We start from the raw sequence: 14,852 nt of genomic DNA on the forward strand, positions 1-14,852 counted from the left end.
ACCCCCTCTATTGCAAGAGTCTCAAGACATTTTGTTGCACCGCATTGGCTTGCGCCATTGCAAAGCTCCCACTTTGGGCCAAGATATTGAATTTAGAGAAGCTCGCACTTTCTTCGGCGAAATCCACATCGCGGATTTGCGATTCAGCGGCCTTCACATTCACCTGAGTTACCGAGATGTTGTTGATGGTGGTTACCAACTCCATCTGCACAGAACCCAAGTCTGAGCGAATCTTATCTAGCTGGATGCGTGCACTCTCCGCCATATCCATTACCATCATCGCCCCGCGCAAACTCGTAACCCCAGCTCCAATACCCTTAAAGTTAAAAGCAGCTTGAGCGGCATTAGCATTGCCTCCGCCCGCGCTCGTCGCGTTGGCATCAAAAACTCCACGGATGGCCTGTAGATTCACCGTGTATTCCGCAATTCCTTGTGCGGAGTGTAAACCGATATGGCTAAAATTCACCCCACTGATGATAATATCACGCGCGTTCTCTTTGGTTAAAGTTAAACGCCCTACAATGGCGTGCGCATTCCCTGAGATGCCTTTAAAATTTCCTCCGCCAAAGACATGCCCAGTGTTACCATCTGCATGCACAGAGATAGCACGCCCATCTGTGGAACGCAGATTAATACGGCCTTGTATATCCGTGTAGGCCTCTACACCGGTGCGCTCTTTTACAGAGTTGATCGCGTTAGTCAATCTCCCATCGCGATCGTTATGTTGGACATCATTCACATTTCCGATCAAGATTCCATTAATGGTTAATCCTCTGATTGTGCCTGATTCTACAGAGTTTTCACCCGTACCCAAGACGACAGCAGTGGCGCGCACACCCAAAGCACCAGAGTTTTTATTGATCACATTCACCAAAGCTCCTAGCCCAGTACCTGCGCTGGTAGAAATCTTGACTGACTCGAGCTTATAATCGTTCACCGCGTCTGCTTGCTTGAATTTGAGTGTAACCTCTTGAAGGTTATGTGCGCCCGCACTCACTTCCATGCCACCGCGATCCATCGCTGAGGTTTCAAAGCGCACATGCCCAATCTTATCTGAACCTGTAGGACCAATGGAAGCTTTGATTGTGGTGTTAGAATACGCCCCAATTTGAAACTCTTTATTAGAGAAGCTCCCAGCTAGCAACTGCTGACCATTAAAGCTGGTGGTGTTGGCAATATTATCCAACTCTTCTAAGAGTCGCAAAATATCACTTTGTAATGCCTTTCTGGTTTCAGCAGTTTGCCCATCTTGAGCAGCCTGCACGGCTTTAGTTTTCACCGTGTCCAGGATTTTGATCTGCTCATCCATCGCCTTATCGGCGGTTTGCACCACCCCAATCGCATCGTTAGCGTTGCGCACGGCTTGGCCTAAACTCGCACTTTGACTTCTCAAACTATCCGCGATCGCCATCCCTGATGCGTCATCTGCGGCCTTATTGATACGCAAGCCAGAACTCAACTTTTCTAAAGAGGTAGAGAGATCGCGATTGTTGCGTACCCCAATAGTGTGTGCATTCAGCGCGGCTACATTCGTATTGATTCTAAAACTCATCGTTGCATCCTTTGCAGTAATATGCTCACACAAAGCAATAGCTATTCCATGTTTAGATCTAATCCATGCACCAAAATAGTTTATAATGTAGAAAAACGAGGTATTCATGGGCAAAAACACCAAACTCATCATTGTAGAATCCCCTACTAAAGCCAAAACTATCGCGCATTTCTTGGATCACAGCTACGAAGTGATTGCTTCTAAAGGCCATGTTAGGGATTTGAATAAGTACGCTATGGGAATTAAGGTTCAGGACAATAAGTTTGTTCCCAAGTACACCATAGATAAAGGCCACGAGGAAATTGTGGCGCAAATTTTACAAAGAGCTAAAAGCGCGCAAGAAATTTATATCGCCACCGATGAGGATCGCGAAGGCGAAGCTATTGGCTATCACATCGCCTATCTCATCGATCAAGCAGGACACAAATCCCAAGACCCCTTAGAAGAGATGCGCGCCCTAGAAGATCAGAGCCAAACTAAAACCCCCCATCCCATTTTCACCTTCCCGCGCATTGTCTTCCATGAAATCACCAAGTCTGCTATCTTGCACGCGCTCAAGCACCCTAAAACTCTTGATGTACATAAAATCAACGCCCAACTAGCCCGCAGACTCCTAGATCGCATTGTGGGTTTTAGCTTAAGCTCTCTGTTGGCTTCTAAAATCTCTAAGGGTATGAGCGCGGGGCGCGTGCAGAGTGCAGCACTAAAATTGGTGGTGGATCGCGAACGCGAAATTAGGGCTTTCGAACCCATCATTTATTATGAGATTACAGGCGCGATCGCACAAACGAGTGTGAGTTTACAAAGCTATCAACATGAAAAAATCAAAAAACAAAGCCCACGCAACAAACAAGAAGCCTTAGAAATAGTGGCTAACTTGCGCGCACAAACCTACCAAGTCCAAGAGATTAGCACCAAAGAGAAAAATACCCCCTCCCCACCCCCTTTTATGACCTCAACTCTACAACAAAGCGCGTCTAATCAATTGGGTTATAGCCCTTCTAAAACGATGGGTATTGCCCAAAAACTCTATGAGGGCGTGATGACTCCAGAGGGAGTTAGTGGGGTGATCACCTACATGCGCACCGATAGCCTCAACATTGCCAAAGAAGCTATAGAATCCGCACGCACCTTCATTGAGCAGAATTATGGTGCGCCTTATGTGCCAAAAAAACCCAAAGTTTATACTTCCAAAAACAAAAGCGCGCAAGAAGCCCACGAGGCGATTCGCCCCACTAATTTAGCCTTCACCCCCACCATCGCTAAAAATTTTCTCAAGCTCGAAGAACACAAAGTTTATACCCTTATCTATCAACGCTTTCTAGCCTCCCAAATGAGCGATGCACGCCTTGAAAGTCAAAGCGTGTACTTTGCTTGTGAGTCATTGGGGGCAGTGTTTAAAGCTAGCGGACATAAATTGCTTTTTGAAGGATTCTATAAAGTTTTAGGCAATGGGGATAAAGATACACTTTTGCCTTCTTTTGAACTCCACCAAGGGGTGCGTTTAGAAAGTTTAGAAGCCAAAGAATGTAGTACGCAACCTCCCGCGCGTTATTCAGAGGCCTCTTTAATCAAAACTTTAGAGAGTCTAGGGATTGGACGGCCTAGCACTTATGCGCCCACTATCGCCCTACTCCTTAGCCGCGATTATGTATCCCTACAGCAAAAACAGCTCACGCCCACTCCCAATGCCTTTAGCGTGATAGAGATTTTAGAAAAGCACTTTAGTGAGATTGTGAACGCGGCTTTTAGTGCCGGGCTAGAAGATAAGCTTGATGCAATCGCTAGCCACGAGCTCAATTGGCAAGAGATGCTTTTAAAATTCTACACCCCCTTTATGGCACAAATTGAAGAGGGCAAAATTCAAATCGTCTCCCAAAAAGTGAGCGCACCTACAGGCGAGTTGTGTCCTAAATGTGGTGCTCCTTTAGTGCAACGCACGGGTAGATATGGGGTGTTTGTGGCTTGTAGTGCTTATCCTAAATGCAAATTCATCAAATCTGAAATTTCTCAAACAGAAAACTTGGGTTCTTGTGAAAAATGTGGCGAAGCGATGGTGCGCAAAAGAGGACGCTTTGGGGAATTTGTGGCTTGTAGTGCCTATCCCACTTGTAAAAATATCCGCAACGAAGAGACTAAAAACACCCCTTCTCTTGCTAAATGTCCAGAATGTGGGGGCGATGTACGCGCTAAAAGGGGCAAGAGAGGCATATTCTATGGTTGCGACAACTATCCAAATTGCAAATTTATCTCAAATTACCAGCCAGTTTTAGAGCCTTGTTTGGTGTGCGGGGGTTTACGCGTATTTAAAGTCTATAAGAAAAAACCTAGCGTACAAGAATGTTTAAAATGCCATACAAAAATAGAAATAGAGAGTGAGCAGGCGTGATGGCAGGTATTGTCTTTGGACCTCTAAAGTCGCGCCGTTTTGGCTGGTCTTTGGGGATTGATTTAAGCAATGAGGTGAAACAATGCAATTTTAATTGTGTGTATTGCGAATTGCAGGTGGCAAAACCTATGGACAAAATGGAACATGTAATCCCTCTGAGCGCGTTATTAGAGGCGGTACACAGCGCGCTAGAAACCTATAGAAATACGCCTTTAGATGTGCTTACTACCACTGCCAATGGTGAACCAACACTCTATCCCTATCTCTACGATTTTATCACCCAGTTAAAAACACCCCCCGGGTTAAAAACCTTGATTCTAAGCAATGGATCGCGCTTTGCAAATTTGCAGGTGCAAGAGGCGTTAATGCACTATGACATCGTAAAATTCTCCTTAGATGCCGTCTTGCCTAAGGCTTTTGCCAAAGTAGATAAACCCAGCAAGCAAATATGCCTAGAGCAACTCTTAGAGGGGATTGTTGATTTTAGCGCGCGCTATAAGGGCATGCTCATTGCCGAAGTGTTGTTAGTTAAAGGAGTGAACGATGGTTTAGAAAATATTCAGGCCATTGTGGATTTTTTGCGTCCGCTCAAATTAGCCCGTATTGATTTGAGTACCATCGATCGCCCTCCCTCTCACAACACCAAACCTCTGAGCACTTCAGAACTTTTAAAAGTGGCGACATACTTTGAGGGATTGCCCGTGAGTTTAGCCCTACGGGATTCTTCTGCGCAACCAAACTTTTCTTTAGCAGATTTAGAACCTCAGTCTTTTTTAGATTTGCTTAAACGCCGTCCCTTGAGTATAGAGGAAGCTCACTTTTATCTACCCACACAAACTTTACAAAACTTGTACCAGAAGGGAGTTGTAGAAATTAGAAAAATTGGAGCTGTGGATTTTTACTATCCATGCTAAAATATACGGGTGATTTTTATTGTTTTAAAAACGAACATAAGGATTATAGATGCAACACAGAATGCGGTTTACAATTTTGTTAGGGGTGGCTTTGTTAGGGAGTTTGTGGGCAACAAATCATCATCATAAGTCTCATAAAGAGGAAAAGGCTCTTGAAAAACCAGCTCCCTTGTTGAGCGACACAGAAATTGGATTACGCAAAGTACCCCTAGAGGATGAGCAAGACCTTGTATTGAAGGCTTATGATTTTCATCGAAAACCTCCCGGAGAGAGCCAACGCTTTGAACGCGCTTATGAAAATGCCCCGCCCATGATTCCTCATGACACTACAGGACTTTTACCCATCACAAAGGAAAATAACCAGTGCTTGGGTTGTCATATGCCCGATGTAGCCAGCAGTGTGGGCGCAACCCCAGTGCCTCCCTCCCATCTCTTTGACTTCCGCAACAATCATCCAATTAAGGAAGGAAAAATCAGCGATGCGCGTTTCAACTGCACGCAATGCCACGCCCCTCAAGCAAATGCCCAACCTGTAGTTAAGAATAATTTTAAACCCATATTTACCAGTAAAAACCTAGAGTTTCGTTCAAATTTCATGGATGTCGTGAATGTGGGTGTGAAGGATTGGAGTCAAAAGGCGAAGCACTAATTATGGATGTTAAAATTTTAGCGCACCTAGGCGTGGCGGTACTTGTAGGGGGGTGTTGGGTGGGCGATCCTGCCGATGTAGACCCCAATCTTCCAGACATAGATACGCTGAATGAATGCGCACAGATTAAAGACGAATGCCGTGGGAATAAAAATGGTGATATCGCCACCACCTCACCCTCTAAAAATTGGGGGAGTTTTCACACCATTTCTTTAAATGGTGTGAAAATGGCACATGGGGGCAAGTTTTCTATTTCCGATCTGCCTCCTACAGGAGGGGGTTACATCCCCTACTACCCCATGAATCCTATGATGTACCCGGGAATGTATGGCATGTCCCCGATGATGGGGATGTATCCGATGAATATGTACCCTTATGGGATGTATCCTATGACAATGGGCATGCCCATGATGTATGGGCCTTGGTGGTGATCAATAGATAGTTACATGTTCAGGTTTGCAGAAAAGAACGAGTTCCTTACCATTTTCCAAGTGGTAGAGCTCGATCGAGCCTTGATCGAGCACAAAATCCACGCTACAATCATTTAGGGCGACTTCTACGCGTTGCATGTTAGGTTCTTTGCGGTCAGCTTTCATACTTATAATCACTCCATTAAAAGCCATAGGATCTAATTTAAGTCGCTGGCTAAAGTTGGGGATAAGAACTTCGATCACTTTGAGGACAATTGTGATATCATCGTCCTCCTGACAGCTTTCTACTTCGCTAGCACTGCATTTAGCCTGCACTACCACTTGATGTGCTTCAAAATGCACTCTATATTTTCCCTCTCCTCTTTCATGCAAGGAAATCTTACCCCGAATGCGATTCTTGACATAGATGCTCATGAATTTCCTTTAATCACAAATCAAAAGGTTTATTCTAGCATATTAAGATTGATAGAGAGTTAGCGCGGACTACTCTACCACCCTGCCAAGCAAAATTCCGCCCTCATAGGTGTGGCAAAGGGCTTTGTAATGCCCGGGAGGCGTATGATCTAAGAAGCTTTCATTGATCAAAATATCCCCATCAATTTCCAAGCCCCAACGCCTATCGCGCGCCTTTAAAAAAAGCCCATCCTCACTCAAACCCTCTACAATAACATCTAAAGTTTGCCCAACAAGTTGTTGCATAGAAGCTTCTACTTGCGCTTGCACAAGGGCATTAATTTGATCCAAGCGAGTGTTAATAACCTTGTTTTGGACTTGAGGCATTGTATAAGCCTTTGTGCCTTCCTCAGGACTAAAGGCAAAAAGATTAATGCGATCAAAACTAAAACTTTGTAAAAACTCCTGCAATTCTGCAATATCGCTCTCTTGTTCGTGAGGATGGCCTAATAATAGCGTGGTGCGCAAAAAGCTAGCCGGCACAGCGCGCATAGCCTCCAAAAGCTTGACATGTGTGGCTTTATCAGAGTTACGGCGCATGGTCTTAAGCATAGAATCTGAAATATGCTGGATGGGCATGTCAAAATAATTCATAAAGATGGGAGAATTAGCGATGGCCTCAATAAGTTCTAGGGTGGTTGTGGTGGGGTAAAGATAGAAAATGCGTGCGCTTTTAAGTGCGTCCTGCTTGTCAATAGCCTTAATCAGCTGGATTAATCCGTCTTTTATACCCTTATCTTTAAGATAAGAGCTAGAATCTTGAGCAATGAAGCTCACATCGCTAAAACCTTGTTTGGCTAATTGTTCTATCTCTATTAATACGCTCTTTATATCTTTGCTTTGCAAGCGACCTTTAAAACTAGGGATGGCACAAAAACTACAACTCTGGTTACACCCCTCTGAGAGTTTTACATGGGCGTGCACTTGCGATCCGATGATGGTGCGCTTTTGTGCCCCTGCTAAAAAAACCTGTTTGGAAAATTGGCTTTGTTTTTGGGCTAATAGCGTGTCGATTTTATCATAATCGCCCACCCCTGTAAAAATGTCAATTTCTGGCAATTCTTTAGCCAGTTCTTGTTTGTAACGCTCACTCAAACATCCGCTAGCCACCACCAATGCCCCCTCTTTGCGCCCATTGATGGCCTCAAGTAAAACCCTAATACTCTCTTCTTTGGCAGATTGGATAAACCCGCAGGTGTTGATAATAATCACATCGGCTAGCCCCATCTCTGAAGTGAGCTCATAATGGGCGAGCTTGCCTAGCATCACCTCGCTATCTACCAAGTTTTTAGAACAACCAAGAGAGACTAAATGCAATTTAGGCAATATAATCTCCCTGTGTGTCTACTTCCCAAAAAAAGTCGATCCATGAAGTGGCCTCTTTTAAAGTGTAGTCCGCTTGGAATTGTGCGTTTTTATGAGCAAAGAGCACCGCGCTTCTAAAATGCATTTGGGGGTATTTTTCCTGCAAAACCTGCATCACTCCAATAAAGCTCTTTCCGCTGTCAATAATCTCATCCACTACTAAAACACTTTTGTGTTGAGGTTTTAAAAGTGGAATATTATCAATTTCTAATTTTCCCTGTGTGCGATCAGTGCCATAAGAGCTCGCATTGATGGCATAAACTTCTTTGATATCCCAGTGCAAGCCCAAAAAATGCGCTAAAGTCATCCCCCCACGCAAAATAGAAATAATGGCTTGGGGTCTGAAGTCTTTCTGCACCATTTTAGCCAAATCCACCACATCCTGCCTAAACTCATTATAACCATAGTAGAGACGCATTAAATCCCCTTGTAGTAGTGTTGCATGAAAGCCTTGATCCCCACCCCCTCAAAGTTAGGACGCAGACCTAAATCTACTAAGCTTTGCTCTAAGGCGTTGATTACCCACGCGCTTTGATAAACCTCGATGATCCCCATGTGGTTAATGCGCAAAAGATAATCTTTTAAGGTGTCCTGCCCTCCGGCCACCAACACCCTGTATTTGTGGTGTAAATGTTTTCTAATACGACTGGCCTCTTGGTGATAGATCACAGACATACAAGGAGCAGGGCTTTTAGGATAGAGAGAAAACCCTAAAGCCTCAAGGGCTAAGTTAGTGCTTTGTGCGCGCTTTCTTGTGGCTACATACAAGGCATCCAGCCCGCCCAAATCCTGCAGGCTATCAAAGTATGTTTTCAATCCTAAAATATGAGAAATACCAGCAGTAAAAGCGGTGGTGTTTTTTTGTTGGTTTTTCAACTCTAGGGCAAGATTAAAATAATAGCCCTTATTTTCTAACTTTGAGAGGGCAAAATCGCTCAAACCCAAAAAGCTCAAACCCACAGGTAACATAAAGGCTTTTTGACTCCCCCCAATGAGCACATCGACATGATTTGTTTGGAGAGGTTCGACTCCTAAAGCGGTGATCGCATCGATGATGGTGATGATCTTGGGATTATAAGTTTTGAGCACTTGAGTGATCCCCTCAAAATCCAAACGCAAACCCCCCGAAGATTCGCACACCTGCAAGGCGACAGCGTGAATGGTGGGGTGAGCTTGCAGAGTTTCTAGCACCTGCTTAGAAGTGATGGGGGTGTCCCACGCGCTCTTAAGCTCCACCACACTTAAACCATGCGCTTGGGCGATCTTGGCAAAGCGTTCTCCAAATTTGCCATTGTTAAGCACCAAGAGAGCGGGCTCTTTTGTAGGGCGCACAAATTGCAAAAGAGCGGCTTCCATTGCTCCTGTGCCACTGCTCACTAAAGTTAGCACCTCAGCAAGTCCGATCATCTCTTTTAATTTGTCGCGCACACAAGCAAAAATGGCTTCAAATTCAGGAGTGCGGTGGTGCAAAATGGGTTGGCTTAAGGTGTTAGAGATACTAGGATAAATGGGGGTTGGTCCGGGGGTGAATAGTAGGGATTGCAAAATGGCCTTCCGCAAAAAAATAAGTTTGAGTATAGCATAGAGAGTGTAGAATACGACTTAAAAAGGCCTGCAATGCGCGCTTTTTTGTGTTTTCTCTGTTTGTCTCTAGGCGTGCATGCAGCACCATCTTTTCAAGTTCAGAATATCAAAAACACGATTTATCAAATGGCACTCTATCAGGCCAAAGTCAGACACAATATTAGCACTTTGAATAACAGGTTAAGCATCATCGTTTTGGATATCCGTGCACGCAGAGTGCAGATGGATGACATCTCTAGCGCGCGTGTTCTTGAAGTGTTTAGAGAAAACACTGCGCTCTTCCGTATTTTGCAAGATTATTATGGCCACAACGACGGCCTCTTTAATTATTTAGAAGGGATTTTGGAGGGCTATAAATCCATCGCTAGAGACATGCAACACACCGCACCCTTGCAAGATTGCATGCCAATCATGCGCGATATTCTTACACAGCTCCAAGCCATTGTGATGTTAGAAAAGCAACTTGATAATCTTATTGAGCAATGATTAAACCTTGCCCCCTTTTTTTTGCAGAGTTTGCAAAAAGTTGGGGATAGCTCCCTTAGCACTCAGTTTTTTGGCAAATTGACCCATCTGCTCGAAGCGTTTTAAAATACGATTGATCTCAGCCACATCCAACCCCGCGCCCAAAGCGATGCGTTTTTTGCGGCTTCCATTTAAAATAGACGGATTTTCCCTCTCTTTGGCCGTCATAGAGGCGACCATCGCTTTAATTTTTTTAATCTCTGTGGAGTTTTCTAAATCCATGCCCTTAAGCGTGCCCGCCACCCCACTAAGCCCGGGAATCATAGACACTAAAGAACTCAGCGAGCCTAATTTTTTGATTTTCTCAATTTGTTCTAAAAAGTCGTTGAAGTTTAATTGCCCTTTTTTAAGCTTTTTAGACAGATTCTTGGCATCTTTGACATCGATTACACTGGCTGTTTTCTCTGCCAAGCTCACAATATCCCCAGCACCCATCAAGCGTTGAGCGATGCGCTCAGGCACAAACACATCTAAATCTGGAATCTTCTCCCCATGCCCAATAAAGCGCAAGGGAATTTGTAATTGATGGGCGATCCCCAAAGCTACCCCGCCCTTAGAATCGCTATCAAACTTGCTTAACACCACCCCGCTAAGACCTATTTCTGTATGGAAAGTTTGTGCCGAGCGCACCCCATCCTGCCCACTGAGCGCGTCAGCCACATAAAAGGTCTCAAGGGGTTTTAACAAGTTTTTTAAAGCTTTAAGCTCTTCCATCAGAGGTTTATCAATGGCCAAACGCCCCGCGCTATCTACAATCACCACATCAAACTGCCCCTCTTGGGCGCGCTTTAAAGCCCCCTTAGCGATGTCTAAGACGCTGTCCTCTTGGTGGTAAACCTCTATGCCAATTTGCTCCCCTAAAACTTGCAACTGCTCAATAGCGGCTAATCTCTCTAAATCACACGCCACTAACAACACTTTCTTATGCCGGGTTTTAAGGTAGTTGGCTAATTTGGCACAAGTGGTGGTTTTACCCCCCCCTTGCAGTCCGCACATTAAAACAATAGTAGGAGGCGTGGGAGCGTAAACAAAACCACTAGAAGCCCCGGGCACGCTCAAAATTTCTAACAAACTCTCTTGCAGAGAATCTAAAAACTGCTGTTTGCCAATGCCCTTAGCTTTGGTTTTAGCCTCAATATTTTTCACTAACTCTTTGGCGACCTTGTGATGGACATCATTGCGTAAAAGAGCCTTTTTAAGCTCATCTAGGGCTTTTTCTAGGGCTTTTAAGTCATCTTGAAAACGGATTTTGCCTAAGGCGTTTTTAAAAGATTGTGTGAGGGTGTCAAACATGTATTATCCTTGCAACATAGAGAGTTCTTTTTGTATTTGGGCTTGCTTTTCTTGAATGGCTTTGAGCCGTTCATGCAAGTTATCTAAGAGGGCTTTGGGGGCTTTGGCTAAGAATTGTGGGTTGTCTAAATTCAATTTAGTCTGTTCTTTTTGCAATTTTTCTAATTGTGCTTTTAAACGCCCCACAAGCGCGCTCACATCTACCCCCTCTAAGCTCACATGCACCACGCCTAGCTCGCCCGTGTCGCTCAAAGCTTTAGGTGGTTTGCTACTGCTTAAGTGCACATGGGCAATTTTACTCAGTTTGCTAATAAAGTGTCTATCCTCAGTTTCTAGGGCGATTTGGCTTTCAATATAAGCCTGTTCAATGGGGGTGTTGAGCAAAATTTTTAGCCGTCTTAGAGCTGTAACACTCTCTTTAATCAACTTAAAGCGCGTTTCTAAAGCCTCATCTTGTTTGGTATCTATTGGGTAGGGGCTCACCATAATGGAGGGGCTTTGCTCTAAGGTGCTTTTATTGAGATGTTGGTAAAGATATTCGCTCACAAAGGGCATAAAGGGGTGCAAGAGACACAAACCCTCTTTAAAGACGCTCACAAGTTCGCCAAAAACCCGACTAGATTGCTCCGTATTTTTGTAAGCTTTAGAAAACTCCAAAACCCAATCGCAAAACTCTCCCCAAAAGAAACGATAAAGGGCAGTGGCAGCATCGTTAAAGCGGTAGAGTTCGAGTGCGCTACGCACCTCTTTAGTGGTCGCATTTAAACGGGATTTGGCATAAAGCCCTAAATTGGTTTGATAGTCTATAACCTCTTGAGCTTCCTGTGTGCTTAAAAACAGAGCAGCGTTGTAGAGTTTGTGGCTGAAATGTCGGGCTTGCTCTAAGACTTTGGGGTTTAGACATAAATCCCGCCCCTGCACGCACAACATCGCTAAGGCAAAACGCAGGGCATCGCTTCCATAGGTTTTAATGAGCTCTAAGGGGTCGATCACATTCCCCTTAGATTTGCTCATTTTCTCCCCATTTTCATCGCGCACCAAAGCATGTAAATAGATGTGTTTAAAGGGGAGCGCACCTAGCAAACTCTCCCCGCTTAAAAGCATTCTAGCCACCCAAAAAAAGAGAATATCAAAGCCGGTTATGAGCACACTATTAGGATAGAAGTCTTTCAAGTCATCAGCATGAAACTTCACCCCCTCAAAGCCCTCTAACCCTTCTTGGGCAAAACCTAGAGTGCTAAATGCCCAAAGCCCAGAGCTAAACCAAGTGTCTAGGACATCTGGGTCTTGTTCTAGGTGGGTGTCTTGGCATTGTGGGCAGTGGGTGGGCAAATCTTGGGGCACAAATTGATGCCCCTTAGAACAGGTGAAAACAGGAATGCGATGCCCCCACCATAATTGGCGGCTAATGCACCAAGGGCGCAACTCCTGCATCCATGCGTTGTAATTATTGCGCCAATGGGAGGGGTAAAATTGCGCCAAACCTTGCGCCATTTTCTCTATAGAGCCCTGCGCGACTTCTTGTTTGACAAACCATTGTTTGGAGATATAGGGCTCAATGGAGCTAGCACAGCGGTAGCATTTGCCCACTTGATGTAGATGATCTTTGATCTCTACAATAAACCCGCCTGCTTTAAGTGCCTGCACAATGCCCTCTCGTGCTTCTAGGCGATCTAACCCGGCAAATTGCCCTGCATGCGCGTTTAAAACCCCTTTTTGATCAAAGATGACTAAGGGTTCTAGTTGGTGGCGTTTGCCCACTTCATAGTCATTGGGATCATGCGCAGGGGTTACTTTGACACACCCGCTCCCAAAACTAGGGTCTACAAAAGAGTCGGCAATGATAGGAATGGGGCGCTTATTCAAGGGTAAAAGGGCGTTTTGTCCGATGAGGTGTTGGTATCTTTCATCCTCCGGGTGCACCATTAAGGCGACATCTCCAAAAAAGGTTTCTGGGCGCGTGGTGGCGACCACCACCTCCCCACCTCTCTCTAATGGATAGCGCAAATAATACAGCTTGCCCGCCTCTTGCTCATACTCCACTTCAATATCTGCTAGCGCCCCATCTTTACAACACCAGTTGATCATATAGGTGTCCTGCACGATCAAACCTTGATCAAACCATGTTTTAAAGGCGATTTTTACAGCCCTCTCCAAGCCAGCATCCATGCTAAAGCGCAATCGACTCCACGCACAAGAAATCCCCAATTCTTGCATCTGCTCTACAATCTGCCCCCCACAAGACTCTTTCCACTCCCACACTTTTTTAACAAAGGCCTCTCTTCCAATCTCCTCTTTTTTGATCCCTTGGGCCAAAAGTTGTTTTTCAACCACATTTTGAGTCGCAATCCCAGCGTGATCTAAACCGGGTTGATAGAGCACCCTGTAGCCATCCATGCGCTTAAAGCGCACTAAAATATCTTGCAAACTAAGAGTAAGGGCATGCCCCATGTGCAAACGCCCCGTAACATTGGGTGGGGGCATAATGATAGCAAAGGGGGGTTTGGCAGAATCGCTGTCCACCTCAAAGTAGCCCCGATCTTGGCAAATCTGGTAAAAATGCTTTTCTAAGGCTGAATCAAAAGGGGGGAAATGCATAAAAATCCTTGGGAATTTTCCCCCTATTCTAGCCTGAAGTGGCTTAAAAAGGGCAGATTAGGGCATTTTGAAGTGGTGCTACAGGTGCACCATACGAGCGTAAGGTTTGGGGATGTCGATCTCTTGCCCCAAGCTCAAGGCGGCGTTAAAGCACCAAAAGGGGTTTTTGAGCAGAGCGCGCGCTAGATAGATCGCATCCACCACTTGACTACCTACCAATCTTTGCGCCATCTTGGGCTCTTCAAGCAACCCACCCCCAATAGTGGGTTTGTCCAACGCTTCTTTGAGATAGTCTGCATAAGGGATTTGATAGCCCGGATAAGCCTTAATAGGAGCTTCCACTACACCCCCGCTACTCACATCCAAAGCGTCATAAAGGGGACTTAGAGGCTCTAAGAGTTGTGCTATGGTCTGTGGGGTATTGCCTTGTGGGTGGTAGTCTGTAGCCGACACCCTTACGATTAGAGGTAAGTCTATAGCTTCTCTTAGGGCTTGCAAGATTTCTTGTAAAAGCAATGCGCGATTCTTTCCATAGGCATCGCTTCTCTGATTACTCAAAGGGGATAAAAAGCTACTGAGCAAATACCCATGCGCAGCATGGATTTCTAGCGCGTCAAAACCCGCTTGCTTTGCCCTAAGCCCGGCTTGCTTAAACTCTAAAACGACTTGTTTGATGTCTTGTGCATCCATCTCTTTGGGCATGGCGTATTGATCGTTAAAACGCAAAGCAGAAGGGGCTAAAAGTTGGGTGTCTTTCAGCTGTCCTTTCCTGCCCGCATGCCCAATTTGTAACGCCACTTTAGAGTCGTATTTGTGGCACTCGCTAACAATCTTGGCTAAACCCTCCACATGCCCCTCTTCATAAATGCCTAGATCGCCCGGATCGATTCGCCCCTTGGCACTCACTGCGGCCACTTCAAAGATGATCAAGCCCACTTGTCCGATCGCGCGGGCTGTGTAGTGGTGGGCGTGCCAGTCATTGGTGTAGCCATTGATCGCGCTGTATTGATCCATAGGTGCCATTATTACGCGGTTTTTCAACTCCAAATCTCTGATTTTCCAAGGGCTAAATAACAAGGTTTTATGCATCTTTTCTCCT

13 protein-coding genes are annotated in these 14,852 nt (G+C 45.2%); 5 read left to right on the forward strand and 8 right to left on the reverse strand.

The features are described from left to right. Window positions 1–7 precede the first annotated feature (7 nt). Window positions 8–1,552, reverse strand: coding sequence for a flagellin B (locus C6H00_RS05515; RefSeq protein ID WP_104750010.1), 1,545 nt, complete (start codon window positions 1,550–1,552; stop codon window positions 8–10). Between the two features lie 106 nt (window positions 1,553–1,658). On the opposite strand from C6H00_RS05515, the gene topA reads away from it, so the two are divergent. From topA to C6H00_RS05535, 4 genes are all read left to right on the forward strand, one after another. Then, complete coding sequence (topA, locus tag C6H00_RS05520; RefSeq protein ID WP_104750011.1) at window positions 1,659–3,941, forward strand: type I DNA topoisomerase; 2,283 nt, start codon at window positions 1,659–1,661, stop codon at window positions 3,939–3,941. Continuing rightward, window positions 3,941–4,855, forward strand: coding sequence for a radical SAM protein (locus tag C6H00_RS05525; protein WP_104750012.1), 915 nt, complete (start codon window positions 3,941–3,943; stop codon window positions 4,853–4,855). Before topA ends, C6H00_RS05525 begins: the two co-directional genes overlap by 1 nt. Window positions 4,856–4,916: 61 nt before the next feature. Next, entirely contained in the window at window positions 4,917–5,504 is a 588-nt protein-coding gene (locus C6H00_RS05530; RefSeq protein WP_233704441.1) for a nitrate reductase cytochrome c-type subunit, read from the forward strand. 2 nt (window positions 5,505–5,506) lie between these two features. Continuing rightward, complete coding sequence (locus C6H00_RS05535) at window positions 5,507–5,935, forward strand: U1 small nuclear ribonucleoprotein (RefSeq protein WP_104750014.1); 429 nt, start codon at window positions 5,507–5,509, stop codon at window positions 5,933–5,935. Here the strand turns inward: C6H00_RS05535 and C6H00_RS05540 are convergent, their stop codons facing one another. From C6H00_RS05540 to C6H00_RS05555, 4 genes are all read right to left on the reverse strand, one after another. Further along, entirely contained in the window at window positions 5,936–6,349 is a 414-nt protein-coding gene (locus tag C6H00_RS05540) for a hypothetical protein (RefSeq protein WP_104750015.1), read from the reverse strand. A gap of 69 nt (window positions 6,350–6,418) precedes the next feature. Then, the gene (locus C6H00_RS05545) at window positions 6,419–7,654 is read right to left on the reverse strand and encodes a MiaB/RimO family radical SAM methylthiotransferase (RefSeq protein ID WP_233704455.1); all 1,236 of its coding nucleotides are present in this window, start codon (window positions 7,652–7,654) and stop codon (window positions 6,419–6,421) included. A gap of 52 nt (window positions 7,655–7,706) precedes the next feature. Next, the gene (locus C6H00_RS05550; protein ID WP_104750017.1) at window positions 7,707–8,171 is read right to left on the reverse strand and encodes a phosphoribosyltransferase; all 465 of its coding nucleotides are present in this window, start codon (window positions 8,169–8,171) and stop codon (window positions 7,707–7,709) included. Beyond that, window positions 8,171–9,313, reverse strand: a complete 1,143-nt coding sequence (locus C6H00_RS05555; RefSeq protein ID WP_407645537.1) for a pyridoxal-phosphate-dependent aminotransferase family protein — start codon at window positions 9,311–9,313, stop codon at window positions 8,171–8,173. Before C6H00_RS05555 ends, C6H00_RS05550 begins: the two co-directional genes overlap by 1 nt. A 57-nt stretch (window positions 9,314–9,370) precedes the next feature. Between C6H00_RS05555 and C6H00_RS05560 the strand changes: the two genes are divergently transcribed. Further along, window positions 9,371–9,823 (forward strand): hypothetical protein, encoded by a 453-nt coding sequence (locus tag C6H00_RS05560; RefSeq protein ID WP_158655734.1) that lies wholly within the window; start codon window positions 9,371–9,373, stop codon window positions 9,821–9,823. Here the strand turns inward: C6H00_RS05560 and ffh are convergent, their stop codons facing one another. The 3 genes from ffh to C6H00_RS05575 all read right to left on the reverse strand — a co-directional run bounded on the left by ffh (window position 9,824) and on the right by C6H00_RS05575 (window position 14,842). Beyond that, window positions 9,824–11,155, reverse strand: coding sequence for a signal recognition particle protein (ffh, locus tag C6H00_RS05565; RefSeq protein ID WP_104750020.1), 1,332 nt, complete (start codon window positions 11,153–11,155; stop codon window positions 9,824–9,826). A gap of 3 nt (window positions 11,156–11,158) precedes the next feature. After that, window positions 11,159–13,753: a valine--tRNA ligase gene (locus C6H00_RS05570; protein WP_104750021.1), complete on the reverse strand. Its 2,595-nt coding sequence runs from the start codon at window positions 13,751–13,753 to the stop codon at window positions 11,159–11,161. A gap of 78 nt (window positions 13,754–13,831) precedes the next feature. After that, on the reverse strand, window positions 13,832–14,842 hold the full coding sequence (locus tag C6H00_RS05575) for an oxidoreductase (RefSeq protein ID WP_104750022.1): 1,011 nt from the start codon (window positions 14,840–14,842) through the stop codon (window positions 13,832–13,834). Window positions 14,843–14,852 lie beyond the last annotated feature (10 nt).

Origin of the sequence: Helicobacter cynogastricus (assembly GCF_900197855.1) — a bacterium.
Taxonomy (GTDB): domain Bacteria; phylum Campylobacterota; class Campylobacteria; order Campylobacterales; family Helicobacteraceae; genus Helicobacter; species Helicobacter cynogastricus.

What these genes read in the sequence shown, in the direction of transcription:
- C6H00_RS05515 (WP_104750010.1), bottom strand. Translation starts at nt 1,552, where the DNA reads ATGAGTTTTAGAATCAATACGAATGTAGCCGCGCTGAATGCACACACT.
- topA (WP_104750011.1), top strand. Translation starts at nt 1,659, where the DNA reads ATGGGCAAAAACACCAAACTCATCATTGTAGAATCCCCTACTAAAGCC.
- C6H00_RS05525 (WP_104750012.1), top strand. Translation starts at nt 3,941, where the DNA reads ATGGCAGGTATTGTCTTTGGACCTCTAAAGTCGCGCCGTTTTGGCTGG.
- C6H00_RS05530 (WP_233704441.1), top strand. Translation starts at nt 4,917, where the DNA reads ATGCGGTTTACAATTTTGTTAGGGGTGGCTTTGTTAGGGAGTTTGTGG.
- C6H00_RS05535 (WP_104750014.1), top strand. Translation starts at nt 5,507, where the DNA reads ATGGATGTTAAAATTTTAGCGCACCTAGGCGTGGCGGTACTTGTAGGG.
- C6H00_RS05540 (WP_104750015.1), bottom strand. Translation starts at nt 6,349, where the DNA reads ATGAGCATCTATGTCAAGAATCGCATTCGGGGTAAGATTTCCTTGCAT.
- C6H00_RS05545 (WP_233704455.1), bottom strand. Translation starts at nt 7,654, where the DNA reads ATGCTAGGCAAGCTCGCCCATTATGAGCTCACTTCAGAGATGGGGCTA.
- C6H00_RS05550 (WP_104750017.1), bottom strand. Translation starts at nt 8,171, where the DNA reads ATGCGTCTCTACTATGGTTATAATGAGTTTAGGCAGGATGTGGTGGAT.
- C6H00_RS05560 (WP_158655734.1), top strand. Translation starts at nt 9,371, where the DNA reads ATGCGCGCTTTTTTGTGTTTTCTCTGTTTGTCTCTAGGCGTGCATGCA.
- ffh (WP_104750020.1), bottom strand. Translation starts at nt 11,155, where the DNA reads ATGTTTGACACCCTCACACAATCTTTTAAAAACGCCTTAGGCAAAATC.
- C6H00_RS05570 (WP_104750021.1), bottom strand. Translation starts at nt 13,753, where the DNA reads ATGCATTTCCCCCCTTTTGATTCAGCCTTAGAAAAGCATTTTTACCAG.
- C6H00_RS05575 (WP_104750022.1), bottom strand. Translation starts at nt 14,842, where the DNA reads ATGCATAAAACCTTGTTATTTAGCCCTTGGAAAATCAGAGATTTGGAG.